The sequence below is a fragment of the Lewinella sp. IMCC34191 genome (genome assembly GCF_003390935.1).
Classification (GTDB): domain Bacteria; phylum Bacteroidota; class Bacteroidia; order Chitinophagales; family Saprospiraceae; genus Neolewinella.
Genome location: NZ_QNQZ01000007.1, coordinates 165,219 through 184,822, shown reverse-complemented (window position 1 = coordinate 184,822; position 19,604 = coordinate 165,219). Strand labels below are relative to the sequence as shown.

General features: G+C 58.4%; 19 protein-coding genes. 9 read left to right on the top strand and 10 right to left on the bottom strand.

From position 1 onward, the window contains the following. Nucleotides 1-16: 16 nt before the first annotated feature. Nucleotides 17-1,051, bottom strand: coding sequence for a phosphotransferase family protein (locus DRW39_RS14600; RefSeq protein ID WP_116107797.1), 1,035 nt, complete (start codon nt 1,049-1,051; stop codon nt 17-19). 17 nt (nt 1,052-1,068) lie between these two features. Further along, nucleotides 1,069-1,743, bottom strand: coding sequence for a hypothetical protein (locus DRW39_RS14595; protein ID WP_116107796.1), 675 nt, complete (start codon nt 1,741-1,743; stop codon nt 1,069-1,071). A gap of 132 nt (nt 1,744-1,875) precedes the next feature. On the opposite strand from DRW39_RS14595, the gene DRW39_RS14590 reads away from it, so the two are divergent. Continuing rightward, nucleotides 1,876-2,373 carry a CIA30 family protein gene (locus tag DRW39_RS14590; protein ID WP_157976126.1) on the top strand — a complete coding sequence of 166 codons (498 nt, stop codon included), beginning with the start codon at nt 1,876-1,878 and terminating at the stop codon, nt 2,371-2,373. A 29-nt stretch (nt 2,374-2,402) separates the two neighbouring features. Further along, a complete protein-coding gene (locus DRW39_RS14585) occupies nt 2,403-2,936 on the top strand; it encodes a hypothetical protein (RefSeq protein ID WP_116107794.1) in 534 nt (177 codons plus the stop codon). Nucleotides 2,937-2,943: 7 nt separating this feature from the next. On the opposite strand, the gene DRW39_RS14580 is transcribed toward DRW39_RS14585, so the two are convergent. Continuing rightward, on the bottom strand, nt 2,944-4,227 hold the full coding sequence (locus DRW39_RS14580; protein ID WP_410503597.1) for an ADP-ribosylglycohydrolase family protein: 1,284 nt from the start codon (nt 4,225-4,227) through the stop codon (nt 2,944-2,946). A gap of 145 nt (nt 4,228-4,372) precedes the next feature. Here DRW39_RS14580 and DRW39_RS14575 point away from each other — a divergent pair, with 145 nt between their 5' ends. Continuing rightward, a complete protein-coding gene (locus DRW39_RS14575) occupies nt 4,373-5,098 on the top strand; it encodes a DUF1080 domain-containing protein (RefSeq protein WP_198664897.1) in 726 nt (241 codons plus the stop codon). A 1-nt stretch (nt 5,099) separates the two neighbouring features. On the opposite strand, the gene DRW39_RS14570 is transcribed toward DRW39_RS14575, so the two are convergent. Continuing rightward, the gene (locus tag DRW39_RS14570) at nt 5,100-6,521 is read right to left on the bottom strand and encodes a hypothetical protein (RefSeq protein WP_116107791.1); all 1,422 of its coding nucleotides are present in this window, start codon (nt 6,519-6,521) and stop codon (nt 5,100-5,102) included. Nucleotides 6,522-6,591: 70 nt separating this feature from the next. On the opposite strand from DRW39_RS14570, the gene DRW39_RS14565 reads away from it, so the two are divergent. Next, nucleotides 6,592-8,037 carry an arylsulfatase gene (locus tag DRW39_RS14565; RefSeq protein ID WP_116107790.1) on the top strand — a complete coding sequence of 482 codons (1,446 nt, stop codon included), beginning with the start codon at nt 6,592-6,594 and terminating at the stop codon, nt 8,035-8,037. 1,503 nt (nt 8,038-9,540) lie between these two features. On the opposite strand, the gene DRW39_RS14560 is transcribed toward DRW39_RS14565, so the two are convergent. The 3 genes from DRW39_RS14560 to DRW39_RS14550 form a co-directional block, all read right to left on the bottom strand. Further along, the gene (locus tag DRW39_RS14560; protein WP_116107789.1) at nt 9,541-10,632 is read right to left on the bottom strand and encodes a hypothetical protein; all 1,092 of its coding nucleotides are present in this window, start codon (nt 10,630-10,632) and stop codon (nt 9,541-9,543) included. A 117-nt stretch (nt 10,633-10,749) separates the two neighbouring features. Further along, the gene (locus tag DRW39_RS14555) at nt 10,750-11,436 is read right to left on the bottom strand and encodes a porin family protein (protein ID WP_157976125.1); all 687 of its coding nucleotides are present in this window, start codon (nt 11,434-11,436) and stop codon (nt 10,750-10,752) included. Nucleotides 11,437-11,575: 139 nt separating this feature from the next. Then, the gene (locus DRW39_RS14550) at nt 11,576-11,764 is read right to left on the bottom strand and encodes a hypothetical protein (protein WP_116107787.1); all 189 of its coding nucleotides are present in this window, start codon (nt 11,762-11,764) and stop codon (nt 11,576-11,578) included. 349 nt (nt 11,765-12,113) lie between these two features. Here DRW39_RS14550 and DRW39_RS14545 point away from each other — a divergent pair, with 349 nt between their 5' ends. Next, the gene (locus DRW39_RS14545; RefSeq protein ID WP_116107786.1) at nt 12,114-13,016 is read left to right on the top strand and encodes a formylglycine-generating enzyme family protein; all 903 of its coding nucleotides are present in this window, start codon (nt 12,114-12,116) and stop codon (nt 13,014-13,016) included. 47 nt (nt 13,017-13,063) lie between these two features. On the opposite strand, the gene DRW39_RS14540 is transcribed toward DRW39_RS14545, so the two are convergent. After that, on the bottom strand, nt 13,064-13,279 hold the full coding sequence (locus tag DRW39_RS14540) for a hypothetical protein (RefSeq protein ID WP_116107785.1): 216 nt from the start codon (nt 13,277-13,279) through the stop codon (nt 13,064-13,066). A gap of 94 nt (nt 13,280-13,373) precedes the next feature. Here DRW39_RS14540 and DRW39_RS14535 point away from each other — a divergent pair, with 94 nt between their 5' ends. After that, on the top strand, nt 13,374-13,853 hold the full coding sequence (locus tag DRW39_RS14535; RefSeq protein ID WP_116107784.1) for a MarR family transcriptional regulator: 480 nt from the start codon (nt 13,374-13,376) through the stop codon (nt 13,851-13,853). A gap of 11 nt (nt 13,854-13,864) precedes the next feature. Here DRW39_RS14535 and DRW39_RS14530 read toward each other — a convergent pair whose 3' ends face one another. Further along, nucleotides 13,865-14,107: a YgjV family protein gene (locus DRW39_RS14530; protein WP_116107783.1), complete on the bottom strand. Its 243-nt coding sequence runs from the start codon at nt 14,105-14,107 to the stop codon at nt 13,865-13,867. Between the two features lie 231 nt (nt 14,108-14,338). Between DRW39_RS14530 and DRW39_RS14525 the strand changes: the two genes are divergently transcribed. The 3 genes from DRW39_RS14525 to DRW39_RS14515 all read left to right on the top strand — a co-directional run bounded on the left by DRW39_RS14525 (nt 14,339) and on the right by DRW39_RS14515 (nt 18,895). Further along, nucleotides 14,339-15,655: a Gfo/Idh/MocA family protein gene (locus DRW39_RS14525; RefSeq protein ID WP_116107782.1), complete on the top strand. Its 1,317-nt coding sequence runs from the start codon at nt 14,339-14,341 to the stop codon at nt 15,653-15,655. Continuing rightward, nucleotides 15,579-16,592 (top strand): FAD:protein FMN transferase, encoded by a 1,014-nt coding sequence (locus DRW39_RS14520; protein WP_116107781.1) that lies wholly within the window; start codon nt 15,579-15,581, stop codon nt 16,590-16,592. Before DRW39_RS14525 ends, DRW39_RS14520 begins: the two co-directional genes overlap by 77 nt. Nucleotides 16,593-17,095: 503 nt before the next feature. Continuing rightward, nucleotides 17,096-18,895, top strand: coding sequence for an acyl-CoA dehydrogenase family protein (locus tag DRW39_RS14515; RefSeq protein ID WP_116107780.1), 1,800 nt, complete (start codon nt 17,096-17,098; stop codon nt 18,893-18,895). Between the two features lie 159 nt (nt 18,896-19,054). Here DRW39_RS14515 and DRW39_RS14510 read toward each other — a convergent pair whose 3' ends face one another. Continuing rightward, nucleotides 19,055-19,444, bottom strand: a complete 390-nt coding sequence (locus DRW39_RS14510) for a hypothetical protein (protein WP_116107779.1) — start codon at nt 19,442-19,444, stop codon at nt 19,055-19,057. Between the last annotated feature and the right edge of the window lie 160 nt (nt 19,445-19,604).

The following is a 19,604-nucleotide window of genomic DNA, read 5'->3' as shown; positions in this document are numbered from 1 at the left end:
GCTCCGCCGCAAAAAGCTAACGTTTGGAAACGCCCAGACGTGCGAAGGCCCGGGCCGCCGCGCCGAATTTCTCCATCCGCTCATCCCGCGTGCCCCCGTCGCGGTAACGGCGGTAGAGCTGCTGGGCGATGACAGCGGTTTTCAGGCAGGCAAAAGCCTCGTACCAGGGCATGCGATTCAAGTCGAAACCGGTGGACTCCGCGTAGCGCTGTTTCAGGTAGTCCTTATCGGGCCAGTCGCCGACCAGGAGAGGGATGGGCATTTCGGCGGGGTCAATCTCCGGGTCCGGCCAGAAACTGAGGGTGCCGGCCAGGTCGATGAGGGGATCGCCGGTCGTGGCCATGTCCCAGTCGAAGACCGAAGTCACCCGGTCGGGCTCCCCGGGCTGGAACTGGCAATTATCGAACTTCAGGTCACCGTGGACGATGGATACCGCCTGCGGCTCCGGCACGTTTTCGCGGAGGGAGCGGGCCAGCCGCTCGACGTCGTCATTCGCTTCCGTTTGCGCCAATTTCCAGCGCTTAATCCAGCCTTCGAGCTGGCGTTTCGCGAAGCCTTCCGGTTTGCCCACATCCTGGAGGCCCGCTACTTCCACGTCTACAAGGTGCAAGTCCGCCGTAACCCGCATAAGGGCGTCCGTCAGCCGGCGCTCCACGTTATCGACATCAGCGAATTCGCTTGGCAGGCGATAGCGAATAACGACGCCCTCCCGGCGTTCCATGACCACGAAATCGGCTCCGATGATTCTGGGGTCCGTACAGAGATGTATGGCGGCGGGCGCAGGTAGAAAGCTTTCCGGCAAACGGGATAGCACCTGATATTCCCGACGCATATCATGCGCACCCGGAGCGATGGTACCGAAGGGCGGGCGGCGCAGGACGTAGGCGCGGTCGCCAAAACGAAGTTCGTAGGTCAGGTTCGCGTGTCCGCCCCGGAACTGGGTAATGGACAGTGGCCCCTCCGTCTCCGGAAGGTGACGGCGCAGGTAGGGTGCTAACTTTTCCAGGGGAAGTTCTTCTCCCGGCCGGGTATCCATGGCACGATCGGACATGCCGTCAAGGTAAGCGATTACTTCCGACTGACGGGGTACAGCTCCTGGTCGATATCGATGATCAATTCCCGCCCCATCCGCTGCAGTTCGGCGCGCTGGGCGTCGAGGAATTTACGGGTAAAACCGCGCGTGCCTTTCCACATATTGCGCATCGGTTCTTCCTGGCTGAACACGGTCGCACTTCCCCAGGCGGACCGCCGATCGTTGCCGTCGGTGACGGCGTAGGATGCTACCAGATCGGTGGGTACCGGCGTGATAGACTCCTCGCCCATTGTGCTGTAAGCGACGATAGCAAACACCACGTACATCCGGTTGACGTAATAAAACTGCCCTGGAGCCTGGCTCAGGGTGATGCTCAGTTTTTCTCCCCCCAGCTTTCGTTCCAGCCCCAGACTGTCGGCGGCCTGTATAACACCTTCGCGTACGTAGGCCAGCTGCTTTTCCGGGTCGAGGGAACATTCCAGGGTGTTGTTCCAACTCCAGTAGAGAATAGCGGGAATGAAGCTATTTTTTATTCGTTGGACCTCCGGACCGGTTCGGTTGTCGTCCGCATAGCGCAACACGATAGAAGAGGCAGCCGCCACCGGTGCTGTACCCTCCGCCTCGTACTCGGCCAGGTAGGTGCCGTAGCGAGCGGGACTCACGCAGGAGCTGGTGAACACCAGACAGGCAAAAAATAAGCGTAGTAGCATAGGGATAGGTGGGTGTACGAATGCGAGACGAAGGTATTTGAGGGCCAAAATCGTTACAACCACATCTCACCCCATGGCTGGAAAATTGCAGCCGGATTGCGCACCGGGCGGAAGATGGATTGTTTACCAGACATGAATCCGCCAACCGTACTCTACGCCTTTGATGAATTCGCCGTCCGTGCCCAGTGGCGCGTAGTAGACGATATCGTTATGGGGGGCCACTCCGAGGGCCACTTCGCCATCACCGAAGAAAAACACGGCCGCTTTTTCGGCGACGTAAGCCTGGAAGACGGCGGGGGATTCAGCTCGGTCCGCCACCGCTTCGAACCGCCCGTGGACGTCGCCGCTCACCACCGTCTTTTCCTGCGGATCAAGGGGGACGGCAGCGACTATAAACTTCGCATCAAAGCGGACCCGAAAAAGGATTTTGCCTACGTCCACCCGTTTTCCACCAGTGGCGACTGGGAAGTTATCGAGGTGCCGCTGACCGAGATGTATCCGGTCCGAAAAGGGCAAAGGCTCGATCAGCCAAACTTCCCCGGAGACCGGATCGGGGAAGTCAGTTTCCTGATCGCGAACGGTCGGGAACAGGCTTTCCAGCTCCTCATCGATCGAATGGAACTCTTGTAGCTTTCCCCGGCAAAGCCTATATTTAGGGTATGCCCGGCCCGAAAGAAACTTACACGTACGAACATCTGCTCCGCTTCGGTCAGACCTTGCTAGCCAGCTCGGTGGTCACCCTGGCGTTGAGCCTCATCTCCGTAGTTCGTGGCGAGCCTCTCGACCTGACCCTCTATCTGGACTTAATTCTGGTCCTGACTATCGTCCTGTACGCCCTTAATTACAGCCACATGTTCAACGGTGGCCTCGTGGTCGGTGAGGACGAGATTCGCAACAGCCGGCTCGTTTTGCACGATCAGGTGTGCAGCAAGGAGGAGATCCGCCGCATTCAGTTCGTAGCCTTACCTGCCCGGTTTACGACGCTCCTGACCGGATCCCGACTACGCATGACCGTCGTCTGTAGCCTGCAGGAAGATAACCTCGTGGTCGAAGTCAGTGACCTGCGGCACTCCCAGGATTTCATCGATGCGGTTGAAACCTTTGCCGCCGAACACGACCTCCCCGTGCGCTGGCAGAACGAGAAGGGGGAGTTCCTCAGCGCCGAATCCGATCAGCAACAGATCAGCCTGTAAAGTAGCCCTACCGATCGGCAGCAGGTACGTACCACAGCTGTGCCTGACAGTCGGTACCCCCTTCTAATTCCTCCTGGACCGTACGATCTACGATTTTGACACCTTCGGCCGCCATCCGTTCGAAGGTATCTATGCCCGTTTCGCCGAAGCCCTGACGGGTCCGGTGGATATTGAACCGGTTGCTAAAGGTGCGCCCGAAAGCCTCCTCCACGCCACTTTTCCCGAGCATAAACCCGAGCAAACCGCCCCAGGTGGCCGTGGGATTATCCGAGTCCCAGCCGGCCAGCGTACCTATTTTGATCGTCTCTTTAATATCCCCCTCGCCGTAGAACAGGCTGACCAGGCCGGCGGCAAAGTTGATGCCGGCGGCAAAACATCCACCGCAGTATAGCCCGCGCGCACCGACATCGTAGCCGTCTTCCTGCCGGACCTGGTACCGCTGGTATAGACTGTCGCGGGTAGCTTCCCAGGGTTTACCGTCGGCGTAGGCATCGGCCACGAAGTCGTACATAGCCGCGGCGTAGGAGGTATCGGGCAACACGCCGCGAGCCGCGCGGGCCAGTTCAAACACCCGGTAGCGCATGGGCAGTTCGTCCGGCAACGTAGCGGCCAGACTGTACATCGTAACGTAGAATTCGGAGATCGCCGTTGCTTGCCCGCTGGCCACGGTACGGATCGGAAAGAAGGCCATACGACGGGCCATGTCCGGGCGCCCGGGAGCAAACAGGCCGAATATCTCGGTGGTCAACTGGGCGTCGATCATATCGTAGTGTTCGTTGTTGCCCGGCTCGCCGGTGGCGGGGGGCAGAACACCCTCCCGCATCAGATCGAGAGCGCGCTGGTTCGAAACCCAGAGGTAGTTTTCCTCCTCGGCCCGGATATGCCGCAACCAGCCGTCGCGAATTTGCTCCGGGCTAAGCATGGCGGTTTGGTGCTCCGCCAGTAGCCACTGGTACATATATTCGATATCGGTATCGTCGTCGGCTCCCCACACTTCGTCGGGTCCGCGAAAAACAAAATCGATGGTGGGACTTAAGTCACTGGGTACCCCTTCGGCCCAAATACTGGGCTGATCGGCGCCCCCCCAATCCGCACGGGTGTAAAAGGGACCCGTACTCAAATCCCCGGCGTCGCCGATTTTATCCATTTCCGTGACCAGTCCGGTCCAGTTGGCAATGCACTGCCCCAGCCAGAAACCGTATAGTTTTTCAGCGTATCCGGCACGGGAAATCCGCATGTCCGTAGGCGCGGGCGAATAGGATGCATCTTCGGGACAGGGCGGAAGGGATATTTCCTGGGCGGTTGTCGGCACACCATAGAGGAGGAGGGCGGCGGCCAGTATGTAATGTCGCACGGGAGAGAATTGAACGGTCAGCGAACAGTAGATCCGCTACGGATCGCGTTGGAGTGATATGAAGCTAAGATATCCAACCATATTGATAGTCTGTCTACTGACGATTGTGGCCTGTAGCGAGCCGACTGACGAAGACGGGTACCAATTGCTCTTCAACGGCCAAGACCTGGACGGCTGGGAAGGAGATCCAACCTACTGGCGCGTCGAAAACGGTGAGATGATCGGCGAGATCACCCCCGAAACGGTAGTCGACCGAAACACCTTCCTGATTTGGCGGGGTGGCCGTCCCGCCGATTTCGACCTCCGCGTGGAATACCGGCTTAGCCCCGACGCGAACAGCGGCATCAATTACCGTAGCGAGGAGGTCGAGGGCGTACCCTTCGCCCTACGCGGCTACCAGGGCGACATGAACTATGCCGGCACCTACACCGGGATGAACTACGAGGAACGCGGCCGTACCACCATCGCCCGGCGTGGCGAGAAGGTCGTGCTCCCCCCGGTCGGGGACACCCTCGACGATTTCATTCTCCATAACCGCTGGGCACCCCGCCGGATCACGGATACCCTCTCGGATCCGGACGCTCCCCTGCGCGGCATCAATCCGGACCAGTGGAACGAGTACCGCATCCTCGCCCGGGGCAACCGGCTGCAGCACTTTATCAACGATACGCTCCTGAGCGACGTGACCGACGAAGACCCGGTGCACCGCCGGTCCGAGGGGTTGATCGGGGTGCAGGTGCACGTCGGTCCGCCCATGCAGGTACGCTTCCGGAACTGGCGCCTGCGGAAGATAGACGGAGAAGAGTGAGTTACTCCGCGGACGGGTAGATCAAATGATAATAGCGCAGGTCTCGGTCTACAATCCGCCAGGCCCGCAGCAAGCGGGCGTTTAGCTCGGATTCTTCCGGCACGGCGAAGGTCTGCCAGGCCAACACCGGGCAGTCGGTATTCAGTACGATCGTATCGCTCGTTTCGGCAGCAAGGTGTCGCAGGGCGGCCACTTCACAATTGTTCTGTTCGAAGCTCGGTTCATCCGCGAAGGTGTATACCAGGGCGATCGTAATCGGAAGTAAAAGATAAAGGGAGCGCCGTGCGGGCTGCATCGAACGGTAAACGGCCCGAACGCCCGCCACGTAACCGATCAGGCACAGCAGCGTGATGGGAAGGATGGTGTCGTACCGTAATATGTACGGTCGGTATTCCCGGTATCCCCCGAGCGGAAGGAGCAGGATGTACAGGCTAGCAAAGACGAGGCCGTAGCGATACCACCGGAGCAGCTGCTTATTACCTGCGCTCCGCCGCAAAAATCCATAGTTGATGGCCAATCCGGCCAGCAATACCGGCCAGGCCAGCTTTCCGGTGAATTGCCGGAAAATGCCCAGCGGAAGCCGCGCGTAGCGTTCGTCCAGGGAAATCGCATTATCGATGGTCAGGCTGTTAAAGCTACCGATCCACAACGCGTAGCCGGACAGGGCGGCGGCCCATAGGGCGAGTAGCAAATAGGATCGGTCTGCCCGAATGTCCGCCCAACCGGGCCGGTGCCGCAGGACATACCATCCGGCCGTGGCACATGCTACGCCGATGGTCGCGGGATTCAGCGGTCCGCTCAGGCACACGACCGCCGCCAGGGGAATCCAGAGCGCGATCTGCCATGCGGGCAGCGATTGCCGACCGTGGCCGTAGCGATCGATAAAGGGCAGCAAAAACAGCAGCAGCAGGGCGGCGGGCAGGGCGTAGAAGAAGGTGTAGGTGACCGAGGGGTCTACGATGCCGATGTGGCTGCGGTAGCCATTAGCCTGGAAGAAAGGGATGAAGAGCAAAGCAGTCACCCACCATCCCCGCGAGCTTAGCTTCCAGTGCCCCGTTACGACCCGGACGAATAAGGCCACCAGGAGCAGTTGGGTACCGATGCGGGCCATGGCGGCCGCCAGGTAGACGCTGGAGACCGGATCGGTGAAGTGCTGTAACCAAACGGGAAAGTGCAGGAAATAGGCCCGGAACGACCAGTGACAGAAAAAGCGATTGGGATTAGGATAAATCTGGCCTTCCAGCCAGGTAGATACTCCAAACGGATCGGCCAGCACGGAAAGCACTTCGGAGGCGGGAACCAGGTTCCAGGCCACGTCCCCATCCAGCGGATGGTGGTAATACTGCAGGAAGGAGTAGGCCGTGTCAGCCAGTACAAGCACCGGTATTAGAGCGAATAGCCAGCGGCGGTACCTGGACGACATAGGGTAAAGGTAATTACGTTAGCGAAGTCCGGGACTCCCCCCTTTACGCAAATTGGCATACTTTAGGCAAATGAAGCACCTTCCCTCGCCGCTCTGGATTGTTCTGCTGCTCTGTGTGTCAGCATGCGCCGCGGATACCAATACGGAAGAAGAACCCTCGCCGCCGCCCAACATCATCTACATCCTGGCGGACGACCTCGGCTACGGCGACCTCAGCTGCTACGGGCAGGAACTCTTCGAAACCCCGAACATCGACCGGCTGGCTGCCCGCGGGATGCGCTTTACCCAGCATTACAGCGGGAGTACCGTCTGTGCACCCTCCCGTTCCTCGCTGCTGACCGGCCTTCACACCGGGCACACCTTCATTCGCGGGAATAAGGAAGTCCGGCCGGAAGGTCAGTGGCCCCTGCCCGACAGCATCTATACCCTGCCCGAAATGATGCAGGACCAGGGTTACCGCACCGGGGTTTTCGGCAAGTGGGGGCTGGGTTACCCCGGTTCCGAGGGCGAACCGAACCGCCAGGGTTTCGACACCTTCTATGGCTACAACTGCCAGCGGCTGGCCCACCATTACTATCCCTATCACCTGTGGGATAATCAGGAGCGCGACTCGCTTCCCGCGAATGCCGGCGCGGCAAAGGGAAGTTATGCCCCTTCGCTGATTCAGGACCGGGTGCTGGACTTCATAGACGATAATCGCGACCGGCCATTTTTCCTCTACTACGCCCAGGTCATTCCCCACGCCGAATTGGCCGCACCGGACAGCCTGGTCACCGGCTTTGCCGAGCAGTTTGGCCCCGAGGAGGCCTGGCAGGGGACGGACGCGGGACCCAATTACCGGCAGGGTAACTACGAGTCCGTCGAGCGCCCGCACGCCACCTTCGCCGCCATGATCACGCTCCTGGACGAGCACGTGGGGGAGATCGTGGCCAAGCTGGAAGAACTTGGACTTACGGATAACACCCTCGTCATCTTCACCAGCGACAACGGGGCCCACGTAGAGGGTGGTGCCGACCCGGACTTCTTCGACAGCAACGGCCCGCTGCGGGGCTACAAACGCGACCTGTACGAGGGCGGGATACGCATACCGATGATCGCGTCGATGCCCGGCACCGTACCGACCGGCGAGACGGACCATATTTCGGCCTTCTGGGACGTCCTGCCGACCCTGGCGGAATTTACCGGCGCTCCGCCCCCCCCCGACCTGGACGGTATATCCTTTCTGCCCCTTTTGCGCGGCGGCGCGCAGGTAAAGACCCATGACTACCTGTATTGGGAATTCCACGAGCGGGGTGGCCGGCTGGCTATCCGGCAAGGTGACTGGAAAGGGGTGCGCTACAATGCCAAAGTCGAGCCCGATAGCCCCCTCGAACTCTACGACCTCGCCACCGACCTGGGCGAAACTCAAAACATCGCCGACCAGCATCCGGAGGTCGTCGCCCGGCTGGATTCCCTGCTCCGGGTAAGCCGTAGCGACTCCGAGGATTTTCCCTGGATCGTGGCGGCGGGAAAGTGAGTGATTGGTTGGCTTGCCCGGGTCCCGGAGCTCCAGCGTCGGGCAGCCACTCCCGAGCGCGGCTAGGGATGAATACCCTACCGACCGCTTCACAGACCTCCGTGTTCATTCCCACCAGGCGTGGCCCGCCTACAAGTCGGGAACCGGAAACCGCCCGCGGCTACATGAAAGGTAGATTACCAGTAAGTGCCAGAGGCATCCAATTCAAGCAAATTGGCGGAGCTAGAGCTCCTCCACCCGCCCAGGGTCCCGGAGCTCCAGCTCCGGGCAGCGACTACCGAGCGCGGCGAGGAACGTATATTACAGTGCGTCAGTTGTGCTCGCGAGTTATGCCAGGTCGTGTTTCTCTTGACCCGCTTTGAAGTCGGGAACCGAAAACCGCCCGCGGCTACATAAAAGGTAGATTACCCGTAAGTGCCACGTGCATCCAATTCAAGCAAATTGGCGGAGCTGGAGCTCCTCCACCCCGCCCAGGGTCCCGGAGCTCCAGCTCCGGGCAGCCAATACCGAGCGCGGCGAGGAACGTATATTATAGTGCGCCGTTGTGCTAGCGAGTTATACCAGGTCGTGTTTCTCTTGACCCGCTTTAAACTCGGGAACCGAAAACCGCCCGCGCCTGCATGAAAGATAGATTACCAGCAAGTGCCACGTGCATCCAATTCAAGCACATTGGCGGAGCTGGAGCTCCTCCTCCCCGCCCAGGGTCCCGGAGCTCCAGCTCCGGGCAGCCACTCCCGCGCGCGGCGAGGAACGTATGTTACAGTGCGTCAGTTGTGCTCGCGAGTTATACCAGGTCCTGTTTCTCTTGACCCACTTTGAATTCGGGAACCGGAAACTGCCCACGCCTGCGTGAAAGATAGATTACCAGCAAGTGCCACGTGCATCCAATTCAAGCACATTGGCGGAGCTGGAGCTCCTCCACCCCGCCCAGGGTCCCGGAGCTCCAGCGTCGGGCAGCCACTCCCGAGCGCGGCGAGGAACGTATGTTATAGTGCGTCAGTTGTGCTCGCGAGTTATACCAGGTCGTGTTTCTCTTGACCCGCTTTAAACTCGGGAACCGAAAACCGCCCGCGACTACATGAAAGGTAGATTACCAGCAAGTGCCACGGGCATCCAATTCAAGCACATTGGCGGAGCTGGAGCTCCTCCTCCCCGCCCAGGGTCCCGGAGCTCCAGCTCCGGGCTGCCACTACCGAGCGCGGCGAGGAACGTATATTATAGTGCGCCGTTGTGCTAGCGAGTTATACCAGGTCGTGTTTCTCTTGACCCGCTTTGAAGTCGGGAACCGTAAACTGCCCACGCCTGAATGAAAGATAGATTACCAGCAAGTGCCACGTGCATCCAATTCAAGCACATTGGCGGAGCTGGAGCTCCTCCACCCCGCCCAGGGTCCCGGAGCTCCAGCTCCGGGCAGTCATTACCTACCAAAACTCGTCTGCAAAAAGGGGTGCGAAAACCACCCGCTATTCCGGGTCCTGTGGTATTGACCAGCCAATCACCAACCTACCCTTCCACGACGTCGATCCGCAGATAGTTATCCTCCCCGACCAGTCGCCCGCCCTCGAGTTCGACTACGGAGACCGGAACGGTAAAATGAATCCCCTCCCCGGTGTCCACGAAAATTCGGTAGGATGCGCCGGTGTCGTCGGTGACGGTGAGCAACCCTTTATCCAGGTCGAGGACGTAGCTTCCCTGCAGCACGATGTGGTCGTCGGATAGCAACATAACCGATCCGTCATCCAAAAAACTGGCGCTAATGGCGCCCAGGTCGCCCGGATCGATGAAGCTACGCCGCGGCAACCTCTTTTCGTCGGTTGGCGTGGCCATCGGCCGGTTGCGTTCCAATAACAGGTAACTGCGGGAGAAACCGCGGTTCACCTCTTCGATGAATGCATCCGGCGGATAATCATTCGCTACCCCATCCGTCCGGGTGAAGGTGATGGGGACCTCGCCCCGCGGCGCTCCCATCACGATTCGCCCCGTGAACTGCTTATCACCAACACTATCGACCAGAATGATCTGGCTGTCCCGATACTGCCCCCGCTCCCGTTCGGATAAGACGATGACCGGTTGGCCAAAGGAGTTGTAAAGCGAAAACTCCGAAAATTCCAGCCCCGGGGCGGTGGCGCTCCAGTCTACCAGCCGGTTGACGAAATCCAGGGCATTCGGACGGGCATACACCGGAAATCCGGTGAAGCTTGGCTCGAAACTGGCCCAATACGTTTGTCCGAGATAGGTGTACTCGAATGGCTCCCTCGTTATCCAGGTCGTATCTAAGTCCAGAGTGGGACGATCGAGAGCGATTAGTCGCTGTCGGTCGGTATTCCCGATTACTCGAGGCGTGCCCGAGGCCTCTACGGACAAGACGTTACGCACGGCACCCAGGCCAAGCGTGGTATCGCGACCGCTGAGCAAGTTCGTGACGCGCAGTTCGTCTTCACCCACCTGGAATATGTCCCCCGAAGCCAGTGCACCGGCAAGCCCTCCGTCATTGAGAAATAAGTAATAGTCCCCGCCGGCTTCCCCATCCGAAGGCGCGGAGCATCCGCCAAACAATAGGAGGACGGACAGGAAACCGATAATCAGGTACTTCATAGACAAACTTCCGCAATACGGGCGACCGGCAGCAGTTGGGATTGCTCCGCAAACACTTCGCCCCGACCTGTACATACAGATCGGGGCGAAGAATGATCGTTAGGGCGGAATGAATCTTTAATTCAGAGCAAAACTGACGCCCGCACCGATGTTCCATCCCTGGAAGCCTACCTTGTCCCGAATGAAGGGTACGTCGTAGGGCTGGCTCAATCCGTGTTGGTAGCGCGCCTCGAAAAATACACCGGCCTTCTCTCCCAGGCGGGCCTTCGCACCAACGCCTCCGACGGCTGCGACGTGGAAGCGATCGTAGCGGATCGCGTCCAGGTTGATGGATGAGGAATAGAGGTCCAGTTCGATAAGTGCCTTCGCAGCGGTCGTCACCCGTCCCGAAGTAGCGTAACCCAGGGAGGGCCCGGCAATAAGGTAGGGTTGGATAGCGCTCTGGGTAGGCAGATTGAGCTGGATCAGCAGCGGTGCTTCTACGTAATCAAAACGGGTTTTGGCGCGCGCGCCGACGGGCAGGTTGATGCCTCCCAGATCGACGGATTCCTTGATGCCTATGGAGGCACCCCGACTGGTGTACTCCAATCCGGGTCGCAGACTGATGACCGGAGTCAGGGGAAGTTCCGCCGTAATACCGAAGGTGGCTGTACCGATTTGATCGAGCTGGTCCGTGACGCCGTCGAAGGCATCCCCGGATCGGATGTTGGACTGGCCGAAGCCACCGTATATACCCAGCGAGGTTTGTGCGGTAGCCAAACCGGCAAAGAGGAAAGTGAAAAGGGCAAGCAATTGGAGTTTCATGGTAGTCAATTTGCTGGTCAAACGGACTACCGAATTGCTTTGGCGCAAAGGAAGGGTTAAGGGGAGGGTTAAAGCTTGTTAACGACTTTGGTGCGCCGCGCCAATTGGTGTGGGATCACTACGTGCTTAATCGCTGTAGCTAGGCGCTTTCTAATTCTTTCTCGTCTCCCAACAGGATTCCGGCGAATACGGAAAAGGAAAGCAGGATGCCCGCCCCGATCATGATGTCGGTCCAGAATGCCGATCCGTACAGTTCGACTTTCAGGTAGGCTCCACCGAGAATGAGGAGGATGGCGGCGACGAATGTCAGGGGGTAGATAAGTTTCATATACTAATGCTTAGGTTTCAGGAGGACTAACTGGGTGTAACAGTCTTTAATACAACGAAATAAGGTCCGTAATTGGTTGACCGATTAAGCTTGCAAACCTCACTTTTTTTTCTTAAAAGCCCTATTTGGCAAAATATATCTGCTGCGGGTATCGAACGCCCGGCATCTACCTGTCTGGAAGCGGGTACGTATGCAGAATATTAGCAGGCGGGGTGCAAGACGGTAGGTCTTCGGACGGAGGCATTACTGGTTGTGGCATTGTCTGCTACGGTCCTGTAGAGTGACGGATTTTCCGGGGAGACGGGACGGGCGATGTATCTTGTCGGGGTACTTTATATTTCGATCGATCATGCATACATCCTTGTCTTTCGCCATTTTACTCTTCCTTTCTATGGGGCTTGGTGCCCAAATCACCACCGACTCGGTACAAATACCCGCTACGGATGTAGCTTTTGATATGGTTTCCCTGCCGGGCGGCTCTTATGATATGGGGGAAGCCGGTCGGACGGTGACAGTCTCCGCTTTCTCCATCAGCGCGCACGAAGTCACGCACGAAGCCTACCGCATCTTTCAGGAGCGCGAAAATGATACCCCGGTTGCGGCCGTTGATAATTGGGACGCGGACGCCGTGAGCCGGCCTTCACCGCCCTACCTGGATTTCACCTATGGCATGGGAACACGCGGCGGCTATCCGCAGGTCAATACCACGCAGCAGGCAGCCCTTCGCTACTGCGAGTGGTTATACGATAAGACCGGCCGCTTCTTTCGGCTGCCCACGGAGGCGGAATGGGAATATGCCTGTCTGGCCGGGGAAGAACCCGATCCGGCCGACCTGCACGATCTGGCCTGGCTCTATGAAAACGGAGAGGAAACCTACCATAAGGTGGGTGAAAAAGAACCGAATGCCTGGGGGCTTTACGATATGCTCGGCAACGTCAGCGAATGGACCCTCGATGAATACTACGACGACTATGCCGACCGGATCGGCGAGGAAGCCGACCCCTGGATGCGTCCCGACGGCAAGCACTCCCGCACGGTACGTGGCGGCAGTTTCGATACCTATACGGATGAGGCCGGATGCCGGACCCGGGAGAAGAGTAGTCCGCGCTGGCAGGCGCGCGATCCGCAAATACCGAAAAGCAAGTGGTGGAACGTAGACAGTCCGTTTCTCGGGTTCCGAATCGTCTCCCCGGAAAAACAACCCTCCGAAGAAGAGGTCCGGGCATTCTTTGCCGAGTCGATCGTGGACTGAGACAGCGGCATTCCGTATGGGCTCCGGCGGCTACCCTACGCAGCTAGCTAAACCCGCTTCTTGTGGGTCATAACTACGTCCAGAACACCCCAGCAAAGTGCTATCATGGCCAGGGCGAGCAAGACGGCGGGCCATCCATAGCCGTCGGTAGACCATCCATCGGCGGCAATGCCCGCCAGAAGGAGGAGCATACTGCTATAGAAGGAGACGAAATAGGGAATACGCATGGTGATGATCGCGGGTCGGGCGACACTGTTGTACATACACATAACCCACCCTTTTTTCCCGGGGTTCGGTCAATAATGCAAGTGGGCAAACAAAATTCAGTACTATACATCCGCAACTAATTACGCAACTATGGAAGCGGACGCATTGGCAGAGATGGGCTTTAACGGGGTCACCGCCCGCCTGAAGCGACTCAGCGATGCTTTTCTCTATCAAACCAAGGAATTCTATACCGGGCAGGGTGCGGGTATCGAGCCAAACTGGCACATGATCTTCGTGCTACTGGAGGAACACGACCAGCTTACCGTGACCGAAATGGCGGGCCGCCTGGGCCTGTCCCACCCCGCCCTGGTCAAGCTCACCAAAAAGATGAAGCGGAAGGGGTATATCGTATCGGTCCAGGACCGGGAAGACAAAAGACAGTACCAACTGCGTCTATCCGATAAAGCCCGCGAGGAACTTCCCCTGCTCCATGAATACTGGGCGGCCAGCGAACGGGCACTGGCGGACCTGATGAACGATTCGCGGGAGCTGCTGCGGCAGTTGTCCGTGGTGGAAAAGAACCTGACCGAAAAGGACTTTGCCGCTCGCGTGAGGGAGCACCTTACCTAATGCTAATCCCCTTAGACCTGTCCCGGTCTGCGACCGCCGGGAAACCGCATCCGGTACAGTTCCACCGCATGTATACCGCAGAAAACGACGCCCGAAACCACCAGCGGCACGGAAGCCAGCACTACACCGTAGAAGATGAAGAGGAAGTTCGATAGCAGGTGCCACATTCGGAAGCCACCCATATCTTTTTTGGTGGCAGCGAAGAAGCCGGCGGCAATGGCCAGATAACCCAGAAATTCAGTCAGCATCGTCATCGGTCGAAGCTTTACAGGTTGGACAATCTGGCGGTAAACACAGCGTGACGGTGCATTTACGTAACCAGTTACGCAAAGTTAACCGTATAAATGCGTAACGGGTTACGTTGTATACATATTTATTAAATTTTAATTGATTTTGACTGATATATGGCGTCGGAGCGCAGGGTAAATATGTATTCCGGGACCCATACCGTAACTTACTCTCCGCTTTTACTTAAACTTTCGATCATGCCATTAGACAGACGTTCCTTCCTCCAAAAAACCACCGCTTTGGCCGCCGCCGGCTTGGCCATTCACCCGGACCTCGCCGCCCGGGCTCACGTAAGCGGTGCCGATGTGATCCGCATCGGCCTCATCGGCTGCGGCGGCCGCGGTACCGGCGCGGCCGTTCAGGCGCTTTCTACCGAACAAAACGTAAAACTCATCGCGATGGGCGATGCCTTCCGCGATCGCCTGGATCAATCCTATTCCGGTATCAAGGGGCAGTTGGAGGAGCTGGAAATGGACCTCGGCCGCCTCGACGTGGACGAGGATCACAAGTTTGTTGGCTTCGATGCCTACGAGAAGATCATTCCGCTGGTCGACGTTGTCCTGATTGCCACCCCTCCGGGTTTCCGCCCCATCCACTTCGAGGCAGCCGTTGCCGCCGATAAGCAGATCTTCATGGAAAAGCCCGTGGCCGTCGACGGACCGGGCGTCCGGCGGGTCCTTGCCGCCGCCGAAGAAGCGAAAAAGAAAAAGCTCAATGTCGTCGTCGGCCTGCAGCGTCACTACCAGAAGATTTACACCGACGGCTGGATCGATATGCTGCAAAACGGTGCCATCGGAGACATCACCACCAGCTACGTCTACTGGAATAGCGGGGGCGTCTGGGTACGTCCGCGCCAGCCCGGGCAAACCGAAATGGAATACCAGATGCGCAACTGGTACTACTTCAACTGGCTCTGTGGCGACCACATCAACGAGCAGCACATCCACAACCTCGACGTCGGTAACTGGGTAAAGCAGGACTACCCCAAAACGGCCGCCGGCTTCGGTGGGCGCTACGTCCGCAACGGAAAGGAGCACGGGGAAATCTTCGACCACCATGCCGTAGAATACGAGTACGCCGACGGCAGCCGCATGATCAGCCAGTGCCGCCACTGGCCCGGCTGCGCCAATAAGGTCACGGAAGTATTCCAGGGCACCAACGGCTCCGCACCGGCTCCCGGTAAGCTGATGACCAAATCGGGCTACGCATTAATGGACTACAACGACCGCCGGGATCCCAACCCCTACCAGGTCGAACACGATCTTCTCTTTAAGGCCGTGGCCGACGGGGAGTATAAGTACGCCGATGCCGAAAATGGCGCGAAGAGCACCCTTACAGCGCTAATGGGGCGCATGGCGACCTACTCCGGACAAATCGTAACCTGGGAGGAGGCCCTGAACTCCGATCTCGACCTATCACCGGCCACTTACGCCTTCGATGCTCCACCACCGATTCTCCCTCTTGAGAACGGCTACTACCCTACCCCGGTACCCGGAGAAACGAAAGTCAAGTAGTCCACTGCACGGATTAACCTTACCGATCGGATGGCTGCTCGCGCTACTGCTGTGGGCGGCGAACGCCAGCGCACAGCAGGCGGTGGTCGACGAACGGCCGGTTATGGGCACCCCGTGGTCAATCACGGTTTACGCCACGGATACCGCTTCCGCACGGAGGGCTATCGTTGCAGCCTATGCGCGCGTCGAATCGGTAGAGCAGTCCATGAGCGATTACCGGAACGATAGCGAAATTAGTCGCCTGAGCCTTGCGCCGATACAGGTCTGGCACCCGGTCTCCCCGGATCTTTACCGGGTACTGCATTTCAGCCTTCAACTTGCCCGCTGGTCCGGTGGAGCCTTTGACCCGACGGTCGGCACGCTGAGTCGTCTCTGGAGGCGTGCCTTCCGACATCAGGAGTTCCCCGACCGGACGGCGATTGAACGCGCTAGAAGCAGCGTGGGCTATCAGTACATAGACATATGCGAAAAATCCATGCGCCTCGGTCGCGACAGCATGCGGCTCGACCTCGGCGGGGTCGCGAAAGGTTACGCGCTGGATGTAGCGGGAGAAGTACTGCGCCGGGCGGGTTTCCGCGCCTTCCTCATTGATGGGGGTGGGGACCTGCTGCTGGGTGATCCACCCCCCGGTCGTGCCGCCTGGCAGGTATCGACGCCGGTAGGGACAATAGATACGGCCCGCGTTGCCATCGCCACATCGGGGGCGACCTTCCGTTATCTGGAGTGGGAAGGCAGACGGTACAGCCACCTGATCGATCCGCGGACGGGACTGGGTATCGAAGAACCGCGAAGCGTTACCGTGTACGCCCCGACCGGAATGGTCGCCGACGGGATCGCTTCCGCGGTTAGCGTCATGGGCGAGGCGCCCTGGTCGGACCGCCGCGATCAATTCCCGGAGGTTTCTGTCCGGTGGTCGTTGCCAATGGGGCACTGGTAAATATGATGTTGGTGGAGGAACGGCGAACGGCATCTTAGTAGCAGTATTCCCTCCTTGTTCCGATACCCCGAATACCCATGCGTATATCGGATGCACAAACCGACATTTACAAGGCTAACTACGGCGGCGCGTCCGGCGTGTTGATCTCCGGTCTGGTCGGGTTCACGGCGGGTATAGGGGGTTGGTGGTCGACGTCAAGCGGGTCTACTGGATTCTGGAGGTTATTCTATTGGCCTCGGGTATGCTTAGCTTTTTGTGGCCCGCTGCATTCTACCTCCCGGCGCTGGCGAGCGGAATCCTGGAAGTGATTAGGGCGGTTAGCATGTTTCTCCGATTCGATCGCGGGTAAGCACAGCCGATGATCTTGTCTACAGCTTGGGAATATCCATCACACTCCTCCCGAAAGCGAAAATTCGCTCAAAAGAGCAACCCATCCCTTGACAGGTCCGTTATAGGACCGTAACTTCACAGCGAATTTTCGCTAACCCCAAATTGCAACGATCATGTCCAGTACGCTCACCGAACACAAAGTCCTGAAAGGCGGAGAATTTCTCATCGCCGACGCCGACTATCGGACCACCTTCATGCCCGAGGAGTTTACCGAAGAGCAACAGATGGTGAAGCAGATGGTCGACGACTTCATCGAACAGGAAATCCGGACCAATCTCGACAAGATCGAAAAGCAGGAAGACAACATCGCTCCCCGCCTGCTGGAAAAGATGGCCGAACTCGGACTACTCGGCAGCCACATGCCCGAAGCTTACGGTGGACTGGAGATGGACACGAATACCAACACCCTGATTTGTGATGTCATGGGCGGCAGTTCGGGATCCTTTACCGTCTCCTATGCGGCGCACACCGGCATTGGTATGCTCCCTATCCTCTACTTCGGCACCGAAGAACAAAAAGAAAAATACCTGCCCCGCCTGATCAACGGCGAGCTCAAAGCCGCCTACTGCCTCACCGAGCCAGGCTCCGGTTCCGACGCCATGGGGGCCAAGACCTCCGCTACGCTGGACGGCGATGCCTACGTGCTCAACGGCCAGAAGATGTGGATCTCCAACGCGGGCTTTGCGGATATCTTCATCGTATTCGCGCAGGTCGACGGAGACAAATTCACCGGCTTCATTGTACCCCGAAATCTCGACGGGCTTACCCTGGGTGCGGAAGAAGACAAACTGGGCATTAAGGGCAGTTCCACGCGCCAGGTCTTCTTCGAGGACGTACGCGTACCCGCCGAAAATAGCCTCGGCGAAATTGGTAAGGGTCACCTTATCGCCTTCAATGTCCTGAACGTCGGTCGTTTTAAGCTGCACGCCCTCAGCGTGGGTGGTGCCAAGCGGGCGCTGCAAGTCGGCATCCAGTACGCCAACGAGCGCATCCAGTTCAAGCAGCCCATCGCCAACTTCGGAGCCATCAAGTACAAGATCGGGGAGGCGGCCATCCGCATCTTCGCCGGCGAAAGCGCTCTCTACCGGGTCAGCCAGCAGATCCAGGACATGAATACCCAACTGAAGGAAGAAGGAAAATCCTTCTCCCAGGCTAAGCTCCTGAGCGCGGAAGAATACGCCATCGAGTGCGCCCTGCTGAAATTCCTGGGCTCCGAAACCCTCGACTATACCGTAGACGAGGTAGTGCAGATACACGGGGGCATGGGCTACAGCGAGGAAACCCTTGCCCCACGGATGTACCGCGACAGCCGCATCAACCGCATTTACGAAGGCACCAACGAGATCAACCGTCTGCTCAGCGTCGATATGTTGCTCCGTCGGGCCATGAAGGGCGCCCTCGACATCGTCGGCCCCGCCTGGGCGGTCCAGAAGGAGCTGAGCGGTATGCCTTCGCTGGAACGCCCCGAAGGAGAGTACGGGGAAGAGATCAAATCCGTCGCCGACTTTAAGAAGCTTATTCTCATGGTCGCCGGAGCCGCCGCCAAGGAGCAAATGGACGGCAAGATCAACCTGAAGGGAGAGCAGGAGATCCTGATGAACGTCGCCGACATGCTCGGTGATCTCCTGCAGGCCGAGAGCACCCTGATGCGGGTCCGCAAAATGCGCGCGGACGGTCTCGGCAAGCACGACATCGCCGTCTACGACGCCATCCTGCGCACCTACTTCCACGACGCCACCGCGCGGATGGCGAAGAACGCAACCGACGCCGTAGCCAGCTTCGTCGAAGGCGACCTGCTACGCACCTTCACGATGGGCATCAAGCGATTCACGAAGTACCCCCCGCAGAACGTGAAGGCCCTTCGCCGCCGCGTCGCGGATGTGCTGATTGAGGCTAATCTCTGGGCGCTATAGTGGCCAAGGGGTTATGGGAAAAGGTAGAAAGGGGTAAAGGCCGGTCGCTCACCATAGCCCCCTTACCCCTTCAGCCCTTAATCCTTTCTAAGAAAGAAAAAGGGGTTAAGGACTTGCGATCCTTAACCCCTTTTCTCGGTAGCCCCTTTACCCTCTGGTCTAAATCTTGACGACTTCGGCCTGGATGGGATAATCCGCGAGGATGCGGTTGGTGAAGGCCATGTGTCCGCGGGGGACGGCCAGGTACAACTTGCCGTGCTTGTAAGCGGCCAGCGAGCTGAGCAGGCGCCATTTGGTAACGACTTCGCGTACGTCGTCGGACTTCAGACCTAGTTCGAAGTAGCTTTTGCGACCGTTGACCTCACCGGTGACGTCGGGGATGAAGTATTCTTCGGAGTCCTTGCTGCGGCGAATCTTGGCGGGGGTTTCGTACCCTTCCGCGTTAGCCTTAATATTATCGAAGCCTTTCTTGGTTACGATCTTGTCAAGCAAGGTCTGGATCAACTCGGCATCTTTCTGCTGAGCGTCGGTGAGGATTCCGTTTTCCATTGTGGGTGGGAAGATTTAAGCTGGTAAATTGTAAAGCGAATATCCGTAAAATTATCCAGACCCGCCGGAGCGGCAGGGGTAGAATCGGCGTTGTTCGCAAGTGTTCCTATGAGAACGTCTTGAGGACTATTGCGGTTGATGCTTTGGGAAATTCCGGCCA